At 59.5% G+C, this 14,905-nt stretch carries 18 protein-coding genes and 1 tRNA gene; 14 read left to right on the forward strand and 5 right to left on the reverse strand.

Annotation, left to right across the window (positions count from 1 at the left end; translation table 11 throughout):
• Positions 1-39 precede the first annotated feature (39 nt).
• From HAQ05_RS21295 to HAQ05_RS21315, 5 genes are all read left to right on the forward strand, one after another.
• Positions 40-198 carry a hypothetical protein gene (locus HAQ05_RS21295; protein WP_190424274.1) on the forward strand — a complete coding sequence of 53 codons (159 nt, stop codon included), beginning with the start codon at positions 40-42 and terminating at the stop codon, positions 196-198.
• Positions 199-533: 335 nt separating this feature from the next.
• Entirely contained in the window at positions 534-1,478 is a 945-nt protein-coding gene (locus HAQ05_RS21300) for a WaaS/CpsH family glycosyltransferase (protein WP_190424276.1), read from the forward strand.
• A 112-nt stretch (positions 1,479-1,590) separates the two neighbouring features.
• Complete coding sequence (locus HAQ05_RS21305) at positions 1,591-1,962, forward strand: c-type cytochrome (protein ID WP_420825788.1); 372 nt, start codon at positions 1,591-1,593, stop codon at positions 1,960-1,962.
• A 91-nt stretch (positions 1,963-2,053) separates the two neighbouring features.
• Positions 2,054-2,728 carry a hypothetical protein gene (locus HAQ05_RS21310; RefSeq protein ID WP_190424280.1) on the forward strand — a complete coding sequence of 225 codons (675 nt, stop codon included), beginning with the start codon at positions 2,054-2,056 and terminating at the stop codon, positions 2,726-2,728.
• Between the two features lie 73 nt (positions 2,729-2,801).
• Positions 2,802-4,409, forward strand: a complete 1,608-nt coding sequence (locus HAQ05_RS21315; protein ID WP_190424282.1) for an NAD(P)/FAD-dependent oxidoreductase — start codon at positions 2,802-2,804, stop codon at positions 4,407-4,409.
• 51 nt (positions 4,410-4,460) lie between these two features.
• Here HAQ05_RS21315 and HAQ05_RS21320 read toward each other — a convergent pair whose 3' ends face one another.
• Positions 4,461-4,673 (reverse strand): cold-shock protein, encoded by a 213-nt coding sequence (locus tag HAQ05_RS21320; RefSeq protein ID WP_003179963.1) that lies wholly within the window; start codon positions 4,671-4,673, stop codon positions 4,461-4,463.
• 139 nt (positions 4,674-4,812) lie between these two features.
• Positions 4,813-5,010: a hypothetical protein gene (locus HAQ05_RS21325; protein ID WP_338050269.1), complete on the reverse strand. Its 198-nt coding sequence runs from the start codon at positions 5,008-5,010 to the stop codon at positions 4,813-4,815.
• Between the two features lie 418 nt (positions 5,011-5,428).
• Between HAQ05_RS21325 and thrS the strand changes: the two genes are divergently transcribed.
• From thrS to HAQ05_RS21370, 9 genes are all read left to right on the forward strand, one after another.
• The gene (thrS, locus tag HAQ05_RS21330) at positions 5,429-7,351 is read left to right on the forward strand and encodes a threonine--tRNA ligase (RefSeq protein ID WP_190424286.1); all 1,923 of its coding nucleotides are present in this window, start codon (positions 5,429-5,431) and stop codon (positions 7,349-7,351) included.
• On the forward strand, positions 7,351-7,902 hold the full coding sequence (gene infC / locus HAQ05_RS21335) for a translation initiation factor IF-3 (RefSeq protein ID WP_190424303.1): 552 nt from the start codon (positions 7,351-7,353) through the stop codon (positions 7,900-7,902). The genes thrS and infC overlap by 1 nt, the downstream gene beginning before the upstream one ends.
• 60 nt (positions 7,903-7,962) lie before the next feature.
• A complete protein-coding gene (gene rpmI, locus HAQ05_RS21340) occupies positions 7,963-8,157 on the forward strand; it encodes a 50S ribosomal protein L35 (RefSeq protein ID WP_003250667.1) in 195 nt (64 codons plus the stop codon).
• Positions 8,158-8,188: 31 nt separating this feature from the next.
• A complete protein-coding gene (gene rplT, locus HAQ05_RS21345) occupies positions 8,189-8,545 on the forward strand; it encodes a 50S ribosomal protein L20 (protein WP_190424288.1) in 357 nt (118 codons plus the stop codon).
• A 92-nt stretch (positions 8,546-8,637) separates the two neighbouring features.
• Positions 8,638-9,654, forward strand: coding sequence for a phenylalanine--tRNA ligase subunit alpha (gene pheS, locus HAQ05_RS21350; protein WP_190424290.1), 1,017 nt, complete (start codon positions 8,638-8,640; stop codon positions 9,652-9,654).
• 19 nt (positions 9,655-9,673) lie between these two features.
• Positions 9,674-12,052 carry a phenylalanine--tRNA ligase subunit beta gene (gene pheT / locus HAQ05_RS21355; protein ID WP_190424292.1) on the forward strand — a complete coding sequence of 793 codons (2,379 nt, stop codon included), beginning with the start codon at positions 9,674-9,676 and terminating at the stop codon, positions 12,050-12,052.
• 3 nt (positions 12,053-12,055) lie between these two features.
• Positions 12,056-12,358, forward strand: a complete 303-nt coding sequence (gene ihfA / locus HAQ05_RS21360) for an integration host factor subunit alpha (protein WP_002553164.1) — start codon at positions 12,056-12,058, stop codon at positions 12,356-12,358.
• Positions 12,339-12,695, forward strand: coding sequence for a MerR family transcriptional regulator (locus tag HAQ05_RS21365; protein WP_190424294.1), 357 nt, complete (start codon positions 12,339-12,341; stop codon positions 12,693-12,695). The genes ihfA and HAQ05_RS21365 overlap by 20 nt, the downstream gene beginning before the upstream one ends.
• A 98-nt stretch (positions 12,696-12,793) precedes the next feature.
• A tRNA-Pro gene (locus tag HAQ05_RS21370) sits at positions 12,794-12,870 on the forward strand.
• Between the two features lie 69 nt (positions 12,871-12,939).
• Here the strand turns inward: HAQ05_RS21370 and HAQ05_RS21375 are convergent.
• The 3 genes from HAQ05_RS21375 to HAQ05_RS28790 are packed head-to-tail and all read right to left on the reverse strand — an operon-like array spanning position 12,940 to position 14,737.
• The gene (locus HAQ05_RS21375) at positions 12,940-14,103 is read right to left on the reverse strand and encodes a tyrosine-type recombinase/integrase (protein WP_338050271.1); all 1,164 of its coding nucleotides are present in this window, start codon (positions 14,101-14,103) and stop codon (positions 12,940-12,942) included.
• On the reverse strand, positions 13,989-14,390 hold the full coding sequence (locus HAQ05_RS29185; RefSeq protein ID WP_338050270.1) for a hypothetical protein: 402 nt from the start codon (positions 14,388-14,390) through the stop codon (positions 13,989-13,991). Before HAQ05_RS29185 ends, HAQ05_RS21375 begins: the two co-directional genes overlap by 115 nt.
• A 35-nt stretch (positions 14,391-14,425) precedes the next feature.
• On the reverse strand, positions 14,426-14,737 hold the full coding sequence (locus tag HAQ05_RS28790) for a hypothetical protein (protein ID WP_238936561.1): 312 nt from the start codon (positions 14,735-14,737) through the stop codon (positions 14,426-14,428).
• Between the last annotated feature and the right edge of the window lie 168 nt (positions 14,738-14,905).

The following is a 14,905-nucleotide window of genomic DNA, read 5'->3' on the forward strand; positions in this document are numbered from 1 at the left end:
TGGCATGATGGTGGCTTCCAAGCGACTCGGCGCATGGCCATGGCCCAGGACGACACCCTGATTGATTTCTCCCGTGAACGCGCCAAGCGCGTGCACAACCTCAACGACAAACGTTTGAATGATCTGCGCCAAGCCTTCGAGCAGGCGTTGCCGTTGCCCGGCAAGAAAAAGCCAAAGAAGAAACCGAAAAAGCGTTGATCCACATCAAGGCGGGCCGCGCCACAGCCTGTAAATTGGTGCCCATCGAGACAGCGCGCAAGCGCAGTCCTCGGGCACGCAAGGCACTTATGGCGGCTTCGGCCGCCCTTTTTTTTGCTTGGTGCTTCAGGTTCTCCCAACGCCTGCGTTACCTTCCTTCGCGGCCCGGCACCCTCGTTTTCGCCCTTCTGAATGCTCATTTGTAGCGGTGGCCACCTCGCAGCCATGCCATTCGCTCAAGTGCACCTTCCCAACCGAATGCTTGTGTACAATCGCCGCACCAGGCGGCTAAGTGTTCTAGCCGTAAGCAGCCGGTTACGACAGCGAAGGAAAACATGAGGATCACGCTTTTATGCAGGGATACGGGTGGTTACCTGGGCAAGCTCAGCGCCCACTTGGAGGCCACTGATGAAGTCACGTTCATCGACGTGCTTGCCGACCTTCAACTGCCGGCCTTCTTGCGTGGCAAGCTTCGCGCCGTGGTCAAACGCCATCTAAGCGCGCGCCGAGCACTGAAGCTGCTCAAGGCCGCAGCGCCCCATGAACGGTTGTTGATCGTCAACCCCGGCCAATTGGATAAGCGCCTGGTCGATGCCGCCCTGGCGCAGGCCCAGGTAAAAGTGGCTTACCTGTGCGATGGCATCGACCGGCTGAACATGCCGGTACACGCGTTGCAGCCATTTGACCGGGTGTACACCTTCGATGCCTATGATGCTCAGCAATATGGCTTGCGCAAGTTACATAACTTTATCTATGAAGACCGCCGTGGCTGGCCCACCAGCGACACGTACTCGGCCTTCATCGTCATGGCGGGCAAGGACCGCCTTCCACAGCTTGAGGGCATTGCCCAGGCGCTGGACGCTGCCGGCCATGGTCACTTCAAGTTTTTGGTACAGGGCAAGCCACGTGAGGGGTTACACCCTAACATCGAGTTTTTCAAGGCACGCTTATCACTGGATGACGTAAGCCAATGGCTGCGCGAATCCACGGTGCTGGTCGATATCGTGAGGCCAGGGCACACCGGGTTGAGCTTCCGGTTTTTTGAAGCACTGCTGTATGGCAAAAAAATCATCACCAACAACCTTTCCGTGCGCAATTATGACTTTTATAACCCGGCCAATATTCTGGTACTCAATGCCGAAGCGGTAAATATCCCGCTTGAATTTCTGGAAACGGCCTATGTGCCCGTAGCCGCACACATCGTTGAACGTTACAGCATGCACGCATGGGCAAGCGAAGTGTTCGCGCCCTGGGGGACGGCTGATGCTGGCACACGTTAGCCGGCGCGCTGGCTGGCATAGGTGTGTGACATGACGCTTCATAGAGATGGTACGCGCAGTGTTGGCTTCGGGCCGTTTCGACCTTGATCGGAGCTTGACCATGAAGTACTGGATGCTCGGCCTGCTCGCTCTGCTAAGCGTGGCCGGCTGCGAGCAAAAGGCCCAAGGCCCCGCCACCGCTGATGCGACCAATGGCCAAAAGCTTTTCGTTCGCCTGTGCGGTGGCTGCCACAAGGCCGGGCCCGATGCGCGCAACAGCTTCGGCCCGCGCCTCGATGGCGTGATAGGCCGCCAGGCTGGGAGCCTGGCTGATTACGCCTATTCCCCCGCCATGAAACAGGCGGGTTTCACCTGGACCGACGCTAAACTACGCCAGTACCTGGGCAAGCCCGGTGATGTGGTACCTGGTACAAAGATGTATTTCTGGGGGCTCAGTGACCCAGCGCAGTTCGCTGATTTGCTGGCATATCTAAAAAGCCAGTAGGTGAACCACGCTACGCCGTTATCGCGCGCGGCGCCTACCGGCTGTTTATGCCCGTATGCTACCGTGGCGCCTTTTGCCTGGAGCCTTACTGATGCGTTACGCCCGTTCATGGCTGCTCGCCGCCATGTTGCCGTTGTTTGCCGGTTGCCAGGCGCTCGATTTCTCTGGCCCCCAAGGGCCGCAGGCTCTGAGCGGGCAAACCCGCATGCAGGGCAGCCTGACGGCCGAAGGTGGGCATTTGATTTTCACCCCTTGCGACTCGCCGCGCACGTTTATCGTGACCGACAACGGCGATACCGGCATTTTGCAGGAAGCGACCACGCTGGCGAGCCTGAATCGGCCACTGTACGCCGACCTGCGTGGGCGCTTTGATGGCAACCCGGTGGAGGGCCAGCCCGGGCAACTGAACCTGCAAACGCTCTACCGTGTGGAAAGCGCGCTGAAGGCGTGTGAAGACCAGAATTACAAGCTGATGCAATTTTATGCCGACGGCCATGGGCCGAGCTGGGTCGCGCGGGTGAATGCCCAGGGATTGCTGATCGAACGCGAAGGCCAGCCGCCGTTGGCGGTACCGTTCGTCGAGGAGCAGGCGCCCGGCGGGGGCGTGAGCCTGAGCAGCGATGCCAATCATCAGCACATCCAGCTGTGGCTAGCACCGCAGCGTTGCGAGAGCGGCCCGCGGGTGAGCTTTTTCGCCGCAGAGCTGCGGATAGACGAGCAGGTGCTGCGTGGTTGCGGTTATCCGGGCGGGGCCCGCGAACAGTGATCGCGTTCTGCGTTATAAGCTTGCGTATAATCGCGCCCTCGCTTTCGCCGCCGTAGAGTCCTTGGACGTTGTTATGTTAAGAATCACCGAACTGAAATTACCGCTGGACCACCCTGACGAAGCCCTGCGTGCGGCGCTGGTGGCGCGCTTGGGCATCGCTGAGGGGGAGCTCACCGGTTTTACCGTGTTCAAACGCAGCTACGACGCGCGCAAGAAGAACAGCGAAATGTTGTTCATCTATACCCTGGACTTCAGCGTGCGCGACGAAGCCGCGCTGTTGGCGCGCCTGGCCAGCGATTCGCGGGTGGGCCCGGCACCGGACCTCACCTACAGGTTCATCGGCCACGCCAGCACACCGTTGCCGGAGCGGCCGTTAGTGGTGGGCTTCGGCCCCTGCGGCATATTCGCGGCGCTGACCTTGGCGCAGATGGGCTTGCGCCCGATCGTGCTCGAGCGAGGCAAGGAAGTGCGCCAGCGCACCCAAGACACCTGGGGCCTGTGGCGCAAGCGGGTGCTTAACCCGGAATCTAACGTACAGTTCGGCGAGGGCGGGGCCGGTACGTTCTCCGACGGCAAGCTCTATAGCCAAATCAAAGACCCGCACCACCACGGCCGCAAGGTGCTGGAAGAGTTCGTCAAGGCCGGCGCCCCCGAAGAAATCCTTTACGTGAACAAGCCGCACATCGGCACCTTTCGGCTGACCAGCATGGTCGAGCAGATGCGCGCCGATATCCTCGCCTTGGGCGGCGAGATTCGCTTCCAGCATAAAGTCGTCGACCTGTTGACCGATGGCGATCAACTCGAAGGCGTGGTGCTTGAAGGCGGCGAATCGCTGCGCTCGCGGCACGTGGTGCTGGCCCTCGGCCACAGTGCCCGCGACACGTTCCGTATGCTTCATGGCCGCGGCGTGTACTTGGAAGCCAAGCCGTTCTCGGTGGGTTTTCGTATCGAGCACCCGCAGTCGGTGATCGACAAGGCGCGCTTGGGCAAATACGCCGGCCACCCGAAACTGGGTGCGGCAGATTACAAGTTGGTGCACCACGCCAGCAACGGCCGCTCGGTATACAGCTTTTGCATGTGCCCCGGCGGCACGGTGGTGGCGGCCACCAGCGAGCCGAACCGGGTGGTGACCAATGGCATGAGCCAATATTCGCGTAACGAGCGAAACGCCAACTCAGGCCTGGTGGTAGGCATCGACCCCGAACGTGACTACCCGGGCCACCCATTAGCCGGTATCGAATTGCAGGAGCGCCTGGAGGCGGCCGCCTATGTGCTGGGGGGCAGCAACTACCAGGCACCGGCGCAACTGGTGGGCGATTTCCTCGCCGGCAAGCCGTCTACCACTTTGGGCAGCGTGGAACCTTCTTATAAGCCGGGCGTGACCCTTGGCGATTTGGCTGTGTCGCTGCCGGCATTCGCCATCGAGGCGATCCGCGAAGCGCTGCCGGCCTTCGAACGGCAAATGCGCGGTTACGCGATGCACGATGCCGTACTCACCGGGCTGGAAACCCGCACTTCGTCGCCGGTACGCATCACCCGTGGGCAGAACTTACAAAGCCTGAACCTCAAGGGTTTGTTTCCGGCGGGTGAGGGGGCCGGTTACGCCGGTGGGATACTCTCGGCGGGGGTCGATGGTATCCGCGTGGCCGAAGCCGTGGGCCGCTCGATGTTGGGGGTGTAACGCATAACAAAAAATCCCGCCGAGGCGGGATTTTTTGTTCAGCAGCGAAGCTTATTCAGGGCGAACCTGGGCCGCTTGCATGCCTTTCTGGCCCTTCTCAGCCACGAAAGAAACGGTCTGGCCTTCTTTCAGGCTTTTGAAACCGTCACTTTCAATCGCTTTGAAGTGCACGAACAGGTCGTCACCGCCGCCTTGCGGGGTGATGAAGCCGAAGCCCTTCTCATCGTTGAACCATTTGACGGTGCCGGTTTGGCGATTGGACATGGGGTGTATCTCCAGAAAACATGAAATTCGGTGGTACCGCCTCAGCTCCGCTGAATGCGTGCAGCCATCATAGACCTAAAACCTGGCTTGGGAACCGCCTGGGCGGAAAAAAGTACGAATAACCGTTGAAATTATCTATTTACGACGCCTTGCACACTTTTACGGCATCGGCTAGGCGATCACGCAGCTCGACGGTAGGGGGTGGGTTGGTGCTCATCAACTGTTCGATCTCGGCCGTGCTGAACGTTGTTTCGATCACATCCGCGCCGCAATCGCAGTGGTGGGTGGCCTTGGGCGAGTCGACCGATTGCTTGGCGGTGGCTACGCAGTCGCTCATATACTTCGCCTTATCCCCAGGTGGCCAGGCGGCTTGGGCATCCAACGGGGTGAACAGAGCCAATGAAGCAGCGGCAAGGGGTATAAGGTTGAACAGGCGCATGGCGGTCCTCCTCGAGGCAAAACGTTGCCAAGCATTCGAAAGGCAGCGGCGGCTCAAGTTCACAGGTAGTTTGCGGATAACTGTGTTAGCATCCTTGGCCCCGTGTTTTGGCGCGGGGCTTTTTTGTTCCAGTTCTTCGCTTCGGCCCTGGTTTGGCCAGGGGTGTGTACGTAAAGCAGGCTGCGCCCGGCGCACCCTTAGCGTGCAGGCTCGACGGCACCTGCCACTGTAAGGCAGGCGAACCGCCGGATCGCGTACTGGCCATCCCAACCCACGTGACCTTTGGTAGGGGTCACCACTAGGCAGCGGAGGCGCCATGCCCAATATTACCCTTCCCGACGGCAGCGTGCGGTCGTTCGATCATTCTGTAAGCGTAGCGCAGGTCGCCGCCAGCATTGGTGCGGGCTTGGCCAAGGCCACGGTGGCCGGCAAGGTTGACGGCCACCTGGTCGATGCCAGCGATCTAATCGACCACGACGCCAGCGTGCAGATCATCACCCCCAAGGACAAAGAAGGGCTGGAGATCATCCGCCACTCTTGTGCGCACTTGGTGGGCCATGCGGTCAAGCAGTTGTACCCCACCGCCAAGATGGTCATCGGCCCGGTGATCGATGAAGGTTTTTATTACGACATCGCCTACGAGCGTCCCTTCACCCCTGATGACTTGGCCGCGATCGAGGCGCGCATGCGCGAGCTGATCGACAAGGACTACGACGTCATCAAGAAAATGACCCCACGTGCCGAGGTCATCGAGGTGTTCAGCCGCCGCGGGGAAGACTACAAGCTGCGCCTGGTCGACGACTTGCCCAACGAAACCGCCATGGGCTTGTACTACCACGAGGAATACGTAGACATGTGCCGTGGCCCGCACGTGCCTAACACTCGGTTTCTCAAGGCGTTCAAGCTCACCAAGCTTTCTGGCGCATATTGGCGTGGCGATGCGAAGAACGAACAACTTCAGCGTGTGTATGGCACCGCCTGGGCCGATAAAAAACAATTGGCGGCGTATATCCAGCGCATCGAAGAAGCCGAAAAGCGCGACCACCGCAAGCTGGGCAAGCGCCTGGGCTTGTTTCACCTGCAGGAAGAAGCCCCCGGCATGGTGTTTTGGCACCCCAACGGCTGGACGGTATACCAGGTGCTGGAGCAGTACATGCGTAAGCTGCAGCGCGAAAACGGCTACCAAGAGGTGAAAACCCCGCAGGTGGTCGACCGCAGCTTGTGGGAGAAGTCTGGGCACTGGGCCAACTACGCCGAAAACATGTTCACCACCGAATCGGAGAACCGCGATTACGCGATCAAGCCGATGAACTGCCCGTGCCACGTGCAGGTGTTCAACCAAGGGCTTAAAAGTTACCGTGAACTGCCACTGCGCCTGGCCGAATTCGGCGCTTGCCACCGCAACGAGCCATCTGGCGCGCTCCATGGCATCATGCGTGTGCGTGGCTTCACCCAGGACGACGGCCATATCTTCTGCACCGAAGAGCAAATGCAGGCCGAGGCCGAGGCGTTCATCCAGCTCACGCTCGATGTGTACAAGGATTTTGGCTTCGACGAAGTGCAAATGAAGCTGTCTACCCGCCCCGAGAAGCGTGTGGGTGCCGACAACTTATGGGACCGCGCCGAGGCCGCGCTGGCCGCTTCGCTCGAAAGCGCAGGCCTGGCCTATGACCTGCAGCCAGGGGAGGGCGCCTTCTACGGGCCGAAGATCGAATTCTCCTTGAAAGACTGCCTGGGCCGGGTATGGCAGTGCGGTACGTTCCAGCTCGACTTCAACCTGCCGATTCGCCTGGGCGCCGAATATGTCTCGGAAGATAACGACAGGCGGCACCCGGTGATGCTGCACCGCGCCATCCTCGGTTCGTTCGAACGCTTCATCGGCATCCTCATCGAACACTACGAGGGTGCGTTCCCAGCCTGGCTAGCGCCTACCCAGGCGGTGGTGATGAACATCACCGACAACCAGGCCGGTTTCGCCCGTGAAGTCGAGGCTTCGCTCAATATAAGCGGTTTTCGTGCCAAGTCCGACTTGAGAAACGAGAAAATTGGCTTTAAAATCCGCGAGCATACTTTACTCAAGGTTCCGTACCTGCTGGTGATAGGGGACCGTGAGGTTGAAACAAAAACGGTCGCCGTGCGTACCCGTGAGGGCGCAGACCTTGGCAGCATGCCGGTCGCGCAATTTCATGAGCTGCTCGCACAGGCGGTTTCCCGGCGTGGTCGCCAAGATTTGGAGTAATCATTATTAAGCGTGAAATGAGACAGGATAAACGAACTGCCCCGAAGGCCCCGATCAACGAGAATATCTCGGCCCGCGAGGTTCGGTTAATTGGTGCGGACGGCGAGCAGATTGGCATCGTCTCTATTGATGAAGCGCTTCGTGTCGCTGAAGAAGCGAAGCTGGACCTGGTAGAGATCACCGCGGAAGCCACCCCGCCCGTGTGCCGGGTGATGGACTACGGCAAGCACCTCTTCGAAAAGAAGAAGCAGCAGAACGCCGCGAAGAAGAACCAGAAGCAAATCCAGATCAAAGAAATCAAGTTTCGTCCAGGGACGGAAGAAGGGGATTACCAGGTAAAACTGCGCAACCTGGTACGTTTCCTGAGTGAAGGGGATAAGACCAAGGTCTCTCTGAGGTTCCGAGGTCGCGAAATGGCTCACCAGGAGCTGGGGATGGAGCTGTTGAAGCGGGTCGAAGCCGACCTGGCCGAATACGGCGCTGTCGAACAGCAGCCCAAAATGGAAGGGCGTCAACTGTTGATGGTCATCGCACCCAAACGCAAGAAATAACCTCCAGGGCACGGCAGGCCTTGCGGTTATCTATATCCATATGAATGCGGAGTTCCGAACATGCCAAAAATGAAAACCAAAAGTGGGGCCGCGAAGCGTTTCCTGAAAACCGCTTCCGGCTTCAAACATAAGCACGCTTTCAAGAGCCACATCCTGACCAAGATGTCTACCAAGCGTAAGCGTCAACTGCGCGGGGCCAGCTTGCTGCACCCGTCTGACGTCGCAAAAGTAGAGCGCATGCTGCGCGTTCGCTGAACCTTCCGGTCAAAGATAGAGGAAATTACTCATGGCTCGTGTTAAGCGTGGCGTCATTGCCCGTAAGCGTCACAAGAAAATTCTGAAGCTCGCCAAAGGCTACTACGGAGCGCGTTCGCGCGTATTCCGCGTCGCCAAGCAAGCTGTCATCAAGGCAGGCCAATACGCCTACCGTGACCGTCGTCAGAAGAAGCGCCAGTTCCGCGCTCTGTGGATCGCCCGTATCAACGCTGGTGCTCGTATCAACGGCCTGTCGTACAGCCGTTTGATCGCCGGCCTGAAAAAAGCGGCCATTGAAATCGACCGCAAGGTACTGGCCGACCTGGCAGTGACCGAAAAAGCGGCGTTTGCTGCGATTGTCGAGAAAGCGAAAGCCGCTTTGGCTTGAGTCCCCGGCAATCACCGGGTAACCGGTTGATAAACGTCTGAATAGGGGAAGGGCCTTCAAGCTCTTCCCCTTTTCGTATCTGGAGTCTGTACATGGAAAACCTGGATGCGCTGGCCACCCAAGCACTGGAGGCCGTGCAACGCGCTGAAGACATTGCCACCCTGGAACAGATCCGGGTTCAATTCCTAGGCAAAAAAGGCGAACTGACCCTGGTGATGAAAACCCTGGGTGATATCCCAGCCGAGGAGCGCCCGAAGGTTGGCGCCCTGGTCAACGCGGCCAAAGAGCGTGTTACAGAAGCCCTCAATGCCCATAAGGCCGCCTTCGAAGCCGCCGACCTCAACGCCAAGCTTGCGGCCGAGCGCATTGACGTCACCTTGCCGGGCCGTGGCCAAACCAGCGGTGGCCTGCACCCAATCACCCGAACCCTCGAGCGCATCGAATCGTTCTTCACCCGCATCGGCTACGGCGTGGCCGAAGGCCCTGAAGTGGAAGACGACTACCACAACTTCGAAGCGCTCAACATCCCTGGCCACCACCCGGCGCGGGCGATGCACGACACCTTCTACTTCAATGCCAACATGTTGCTGCGCACCCACACTTCGCCGGTGCAAGCGCGGACCATGGAAAGCACCCAGCCGCCGATCCGCATCGTATGCCCAGGCCGGGTGTACCGCTGCGACTCGGACCTGACCCACTCGCCCATGTTTCACCAGGTCGAAGGCCTGTTGATTGACCGCGACATCAACTTCGCCGACCTCAAAGGCACCATCGAGGAATTTCTGCGAGTGTTTTTCGAGAAACAACTCGCCGTGCGCTTTCGCCCGTCGTTCTTCCCCTTCACCGAGCCTTCGGCGGAAGTGGACATCGGCTGCGTGATCTGTAACGCCAAGGGCTGCCGCGTGTGCAAGCAAACCGGCTGGCTCGAGGTGATGGGTTGCGGCATGGTGCACCCGAACGTGCTACGCATGAGCGGCATCGACCCGGAAGTTTTTTCAGGTTTCGCCTTCGGCATGGGCGCCGAGCGCCTGGCCATGTTGCGCTATGGCGTCAATGACTTACGCCTGTTCTTCGACAACGACTTGCGGTTCCTCGCGCAATTTCGCTAACAGGTTTTAGGAGAACAGCATGAAATTCAGTGAACAATGGCTGCGTGGCTGGGTTAGCCCGCAAGCGAACCGCGATGAGTTGGTCGCGCGCCTGTCGATGGCTGGCCTTGAGGTCGATGCGGTCATCCCCGCTGCTGGCGCCTTCAGCAAGGTGGTGGTGGGCGAAGTGCTTGCCACCGAACAACACCCTGACGCCGACAAGCTGCGCGTATGCCAGGTAAGCAACGGCCATGAAACCTTGCAGGTGGTGTGTGGCGCCCCGAATGTGCGCCCAGGGCTGAAGATCCCGTTCGCGCAAATTGGCGCTGAACTGCCCGGTGGCTTCACCATCAAGAAGGCCAAGCTGCGTGGGGCGGAATCCAATGGCATGCTGTGCTCGGCGGCAGAGCTGAAGATCAGCGAAGAGAACGACGGCCTGATGGAACTGCCGGCAGACGCCCCGGTGGGCGAGGATATTCGCCAATACTTGCACCTGGACGATGCCAGTATCGAACTGGGCCTGACCCCCAACCGTGGGGACTGCTTATCCCTTGCGGGCTTGGCCCGTGAAGTGGGCGCACTGTACAACACCCCGGTCACCCGCCCCGAGGTGCTACCCGTCGCCCCCACGATTGAAGATACGCGCCCCGTGGAACTGTTGGCCCCCGCCGCGTGCCCACGTTACTTGGGCCGTGTAGTGAAGGGCGTGGACCTGTCGCGGCCAACCCCACTGTGGATGATCGAGCGCCTGCGCCGCAGTGACATCCGCAGCATTGATGCGGCGGTCGACATCACCAACTACGTGATGCTTGAACTTGGCCAGCCGATGCACGCCTTTGATTTGGGCGAGATCCGTGGCGGCGTGCGTGTACGCATGGCCGAGGAGGGCGAGAAGCTGGTACTGCTCGATGGCCAGGAAGTGACCCTGCGCGACGACACGCTGGTGATCGCCGACCACGAGCGGGCGTTGGCCATCGCCGGGATCATGGGCGGCGAGCACAGCGGGGTGGCACATGGCAGCCGCGACTTGTTCCTGGAGAGCGCCTTTTTCGAACCCGTGGCAGTGGCGGGCAAGGCCCGCTCCTACGGGCTGCATACGGACGCCTCTCACCGCTTTGAACGCGGCGTGGACTACAACCTTGCCCGTGAAGCGATCGAACGCGCCACTGCGCTGTTGCTGGCCATCACCGGCGGCGATGCGGGGCCTGTGGTCGAAGCGCTGAGCGCCGAGCACCTGCCGCACGTGGCACCGGTCACCCTGCGTGCCGAGCGCGTGGCCCAAATGCTAGGCCTGGAACTGCCCGCCGAGGAAATCGAACGCTTGCTCACCGGCCTGGAACTGGCGGTGACCACTAGCGGGGCAGGGCAGTGGACCGTGCAGGTACCTAGCCACCGCTTCGATATCAGCCTGGAAGTGGACTTGATCGAAGAGTTGGCGCGCCTATATGGCTACAACCGCTTGCCGGTACGCTACCCGCAAGCGCGGCTGGCGCCACAGCTGCGCACCGAGGCCCAAGCCGAACTGCCAGCCCTGCGCCGCCTGCTGGTTGCCCGTGGCTACCAGGAAGCGATCACCTACAGTTTCATCGACCCTAAACTGTTCGAGCATTTCAACCCCGGCGTGAAGCCGCTGATGTTGGCCAACCCGATTTCTTCGGACATGGCCGCGATGCGCGTGTCGTTGTGGCCGGGCCTGGTCAGTGCATTGCAACACAACCTTAACCGCCAACAAACGCGCGTTCGCTTGTTCGAAAGCGGCTTGCGCTTCGTTGGCCAACTCGACGCGCTGAAGCAAGAACCCATGCTCGCCGGCGTTGCCTGCGGCAGCCGCCTGCCGGAAGGTTGGGCCAACGGCAGCGACAAGCTCGACTTCTTCGACATCAAGGCCGATGTGGAAGCGATCCTCGGCTACGCGGGTGCCCTCAACGCCTTCACATTCGTACCCGGCAACCACCCAGCGCTGCACCCAGGGCAAACCGCCCGTATCGAGCGCGACGGCAAGGAGGTGGGCTATCTGGGCGCCCTGCACCCTGAGCTGACCAAGGCATTGGGGCTGGACCGCCAAGTGTTCGTATTCGAGCTACTGTTGGCTGAGGTGAACGAAGGCCGCCTGCCCACATTCACGGAATTGTCGCGCTTCCCCGAGGTGCGCCGGGACTACGCCCTGGTCGTAGACGAAGACGTGCCGGCCGAGGCGGTACTGGCAGTAATCCGTGAAAATGCGGGCGAATGGCTCACAGACCTGAAGCTGTTTGATGTGTACCAAGGTAAAGGCATTGATCCACATAGAAAAAGCCTGGCTGTTGGCTTGACCTGGCAGCATCCTTCGCGCACTCTTAATGACGATGAGGTGAACTCCACCACCCAAGGCATCCTCACCTCGCTTGAACACAGGTTGAACGCCACGTTAAGGAAGTGACGTATGGGGGCTCTGACGAAAGCTGAAATGGCAGAACGTCTGTACGAGGAGTTGGGCCTGAACAAGCGCGAGGCCAAGGAATTGGTCGAGCTCTTCTTCGAAGAGATCAGGCACGCCCTCGAAGACAACGAGCAGGTCAAATTGTCCGGTTTCGGGAATTTTGACCTGCGAGACAAACGGCAGCGGCCAGGCCGGAACCCAAAAACGGGTGAAGAAATTCCGATCACGGCGCGCCGTGTGGTCACCTTTCGTCCAGGGCAAAAATTAAAAGCACGAGTCGAAGCCTATGCTGGAACCAAGTCATAACGACGAGCTTCCGCCCATACCCGGCAAGCGCTACTTCACCATCGGTGAAGTCAGCGACTTGTGTGCGGTCAAGCCACACGTGCTTCGGTATTGGGAACAGGAATTCCCACAACTGAACCCCGTTAAACGGCGCGGTAACCGCCGCTATTATCAGCGCCAGGATGTGCTGATGATCCGTCAGATTCGCGCCTTGCTGTACGACCAGGGCTTCACCATCGGCGGCGCACGCCTGCGCCTCTCCGGTGACGAAGCCAAAGACGACACCACCCAATACCGCCAACTGATTCGTCAGATGATCAGCGAGCTGGAAGACGTGCTGGTAGTGCTCAAAAAGTAACCTGAAAATTATGGAAAGAAAGCTTCCATAATTCAAAAGGTTAGGGTATCTTTCTCCTCGTTCCCGCTGCTAATGGGAACAAGGTGGTAACGCCTAGTCGGGGCGTAGCGCAGCCCGGTAGCGCACTTGCATGGGGTGCAAGGGGTCGAGTGTTCGAATCACTCCGTCCCGACCAATATATTCAATGAGTTAGCCACCTTCGGGTGGCTTTTTCATGTCAGGCGATAGGGACTTTTGCGGGGGATTAGCCATTTTTTCTCCTCAAGATGGTGAGCGCCGGCCCCCTTGAATCTGTCGCCGACACTTTATTTGCAATCTCGATCAACTGCCCCAGCTCTGCGGTAGAATAGTGGCTCGTGACGCTACCGTTCTTGTGACCAAGCAGTGCGGTGCGGTCTTCCTCGGTGACGCCAGCAGCACGTAGCCTTCTCCCAAAGGTGTGCTTTAGGTCATGCACCCGGATCGATGCGTACCCAGGTAGGGCAGGACGCAGATTTTGCTCCTGCCAAACCTTCGCCGCCCTGAGCCGCGCCTTTCTCCATGCCGAATCATTCATCCTGTGCATCGCCGTGCCATCGTAAGGAAATACCCATTCCTTGCTGAGGCCGCGCTGCCCGTCGATGACTGACTTCGCCACGGTGTTCAGCACTACCAATCGCTCTTCGCCGTTCTTCACGCCAGATTTCTGGTGGCGCCCGCCAAAACCCTCCGGAATCAGGAAGACGCTGGTGTTCAGCTCTGGTACCGGAATCTCCCAATCCCACCTCAGCTTGCACACCTCCTGCTCGCGGCACCCCGTGTTCACTTTGAACAGCGCCATTTTTTGCAGGTGGGCCGGCAGTTCGGCAAAAAGTATCGACTGCTCTTCCCATGACATGGGATATGGCTTTCGGCTCTTCCCCCGCTCATCCACCATCGTGATCATCGGCACCGAGTCGAGCCAAGGCCGTTTTTCTGAGTCCCGCCACTTGCGCGCGCACAGATTCAAAATCCTGACGACGCGCTGAAGCGCTATGTTCACCGTCCGTGGCCTGCATCCAGGCCTTACTTTCCCTGTCGCCGTTTTGCTTGGCTTCTGCTTATCCCGCACGAATTCGGCAAGGGTGCCGTCATCGATATGCGTGATGGGCAGATCGCCAATGTATGGGTCCAACTGCTCGAGGTACGTCGCGGAAAGTCCAATCGATGGCTGGTGCTGAAACTCGTTCAGGAAACGGGTTGCCGCCTCCCGCCAGGTGCGGATCTGGCGGACGCCGTATACCTGGGCTTGCCGCAGGCCTTCCAGCCGGTGAATCAAGTATTGCTCTGCTTCTTCTCTTTCGCTTGAGCCAGTGCTTTCCTGAAGTCGCTGACCCCTGACAACCTTGTCGATGTGCCAGATTCCATTCCTCTCGTAGAGCCCTGAGATCGTTTTTCGCGCCATGTACTATCTCCTCGGCGCTCGCTGCGGGGCCGATTGTTGTCCTGATCTTCGGCTTTTTCAATCGCCATGGACTCTATGTAGCGATCCGCCCAGTCGTCCAACTCCAGCCGGTCGAACGCAACACCCTGTTTTCCAATAGGAAATTCTCGGATGTGAGGGCGAACCGTCTTGTTGAATTCGTCCCGGCACATGCCGAGGTAGGCGGGGGCGAACTTCGCGCGGATGAACCGCGGCGGCGTCTGCTCAATCCGAGCGGCGCTGGTGTTGCTCATGTCGTTCTCCAGGCCGCCCGGGGCGGCGGTCGGGGTTAGAAGTTCGGCTCTTGGTGATATGGCGCTTGCGCAGGCTGACGCTTCTTTTTGGCTGGCTTCAGCGAATCATCCAGGAAGTCACCGAACTCCCAAACCATGTTGGTCACGGCAAGCTGGCGTAGCCGAGCGCCCCCACTGGCGTTTAAGGCCGCGCTCAAGATGTTCCACGCCGTGCCCTTGGTCATGCCAGGGTTCACGGCACTGACCTGCTCCCAGTTGGTGATTCCGGCCTTGGCCCGTTCGAACATTGCTTCAAGCTGTTCAGTGGTGATCGTCTCTGCAATGCGTTTGGCGTCGGTTTTGTTCATGGCAATAGCTCTCCGTCCCGCCGGCGTGGGCGGGGGTGATAGGGGCGGCGGTCGGGGTTAGGTGGTGGCTTTGGCGATGGCTGCGTCAATCCGCTTTATCGTTGTGTGCTCAGCGATATTTTCCTCACTATCGAACCAGTCAGGCGCGCCGTGCTTAAGAGCCGTGGC

Origin of the sequence: Pseudomonas typographi (assembly GCF_014694385.1) — a bacterium.
Classification (GTDB): Bacteria; Pseudomonadota; Gammaproteobacteria; order Pseudomonadales; family Pseudomonadaceae; genus Aquipseudomonas; species Aquipseudomonas typographi.